This window comes from Arhodomonas sp. KWT, from assembly GCF_010993615.1.
On sequence record NZ_WNXE01000010.1, the window covers coordinates 37120 to 39423 of the forward strand.

The 2304-nt window shown below is 69.5% G+C and carries 2 protein-coding genes; both read right to left on the reverse strand.

What is annotated here, in order from left to right; all coding sequences use genetic code 11:
* Positions 1–1349 (reverse strand): tRNA (N6-isopentenyl adenosine(37)-C2)-methylthiotransferase MiaB (miaB, locus tag G7A99_RS03875; RefSeq protein WP_163138929.1); only part of this gene is annotated, 1349 nt, incomplete at its 3' end.
* Positions 1350–1488: 139 nt separating this feature from the next.
* The coding region (locus tag G7A99_RS25165; RefSeq protein WP_240466085.1) for a UDP-glucose/GDP-mannose dehydrogenase family protein at positions 1489–2304 on the reverse strand (816 nt) is incomplete at its 5' end.

Genomic DNA, 2304 nt, shown 5'->3' on the forward strand with positions numbered 1-2304 from the left:
AGCCCGGGCTCGAGGGCCTCGTCGAAGCCGACGAACTCGCCGCGCAGGGAATTGGCCAGGGCCTCGGTGATGCGCACGCGCGCGAACCGGCCGATCAGCCGCTGCGGCCCCGGGAAGTTGACCACACGGTTGTTCTCCGTGCGCCCCGCCACCTCGCTGGCGTCCTTCTTGGAGACACCGTCGACCAGCACGGTCTCCACCGTGCCGACCATCGCCTCGCTGATGGCCCGGGCGTTGTCGTTGAGCAGGGCCTGCATGCGCTGCAGCCGCTCCTTCTTCTCCGCCATGGGCGTGGCGTCGGGGAGCTGGGCGGCCGGCGTGCCCGGGCGCTTGGAGAACACGAAGCTGAAGGACTGGTCGAAGCCCACCTGCTCGATGAGGTCCATGGTGTCCTCGAAGTCCTGGCGCATCTCGCCGGGGAAGCCGACGATGAAGTCCGATGACATCACCAGGTCCGGGCGCGCCTCGCGCAGCCGGGCGGCGAGATCGAGGAAATCGTCCCGGGTGTGGTTGCGCTTCATCAGCCGCAGGACGTTATCCGAGCCGCTCTGCACCGGCAGGTGCAGGTGGCCGACCAGCTCCGGGACCTCCGCGTAGGCCTCGATCAGCGCATCGTTGAAATCCAGCGGATGGGACGTCGTGAAGCGGATGCGGTCGATGCCGTCGATGGCGGCGATGTAGTGGATCAGCAGCGCCAGGTCCGCCGGCGTGCCGTCGTCCATGGCACCGGCGTAGCCGTTGACGTTCTGCCCCAGCAGGGTGACCTCGCGCACGCCCTGCTCGGCGAGCTCCGCGCACTCGCCGAGGATGTCCTCGAACGGGCGCGAGATCTCCTCACCGCGGGTGTAGGGCACCACGCAGAAGCTGCAGTACTTGCTGCAGCCCTCCATGATCGAGACGAAGGCGGTCGGCCCCTCGGCCCGGGGCTCGGGCAGGCGGTCGAACTTCTCGATCTCCGGGAAGCTGACGTCCACCACCGTGCGCTGCGCCCCGCCCGCGCGGTCCACCATATCCGGCAGACGGTGCAGGGTCTGGGGCCCGAAGACCATGTCCACGTAGGGCGCGCGCTCGGCGATGGCCGCGCCCTCCTGGCTCGCCACGCAGCCGCCGACGCCGATCATCAGCCCCGGGCGCTCGGCCTTGAGCGCCTTCCAGCGCCCGAGCTGCGAGAACACCTTCTCCTGCGCCTTCTCGCGCACGGAGCAGGTGTTGAGCAGGATGAGGTCCGCCTCCTCGGCGGTACGCACGCGCTCGTAGCCGCGCTCGGCACCGAGCACCTCCGCCATCTTCGCGGAGTCGTACTCGTTCATCTGACAGCCGTGGGTGTGTACGTAAACCTTGGGCGCCATAAACCTCGTCACTGAATGCGCTATGGGGACCGGCCGCGCGCGGGCGCGGGAGACAGTCCGGATGAGTATTGCCGAAGGATACTAGGTCGTCCACCGGGGGGTAAACGCATGGCGACGGGCGGACCGCCGCCGTCCCGGTTCAGGGCCGGGCCACCGGCCGGCCCACGGCGTAGTAGGTGAAGCCGTGACGCCGCAGCGCCGCCGGGTCGTAGAGGTTGCGGCCGTCGAAGATGACGGGCTCGCGCAGGCGCTCGCGGATGGCCTCGAAGTCCGGGCTGCGGAAGAGGTTCCACTCGGTGACGATCGCCAGCGCGTCGGCCCCCTCCAGCACCGCGTCCGGGTCGTCGCACAGGGTCAGCCCGGGGCGGTCGCCGTAGATCCGGCGGACCTCGTCCATCGCCTTGGGGTCGAAGGCCCGCACCGACGCCCCGGCCTCCCACAGCGACTCCATGAGCCGGCGGCTGGAGGCCTCGCGCATGTCGTCGGTGTTGGGCTTGAAGGCCAGGCCCCAGAGGGCGATGGTTCGCCCGGAGAGGTCGCCGCCGAAGTGCTCACGCAGCCGGGTGAACAGATAGCTCTTCTGGCGCTCGTTGACGTCCTCCACCGCCTGGAGCATCTGCGGCGCGTAGTCCACGTCGTAGGCGGTGCGTACCAGCGCGCGCACGTCCTTGGGGAAGCACGAGCCGCCGTAGCCGGCCCCGGGATAGATGAAGTGGTAGCCGATCCGCGGGTCCGAGCCCATGCCCACGCGCACGCGCTCGATATCCGCGCCGACGCGGTCGGCGAGGTTGGCGAGCTCGTTCATGAAGCTGATCTTGGCGGCCAGCATCGCGTTGGCGGCGTACTTGGTGAGCTCCGCGGAGCGCACGTCCATGACGATCAGGCGGTCGTGGTTGCGGTTGAAGGGCGCGTAGAGCTCGCGCATGCGCTCGCCGGCGGCGGCGTCGTCGGTACC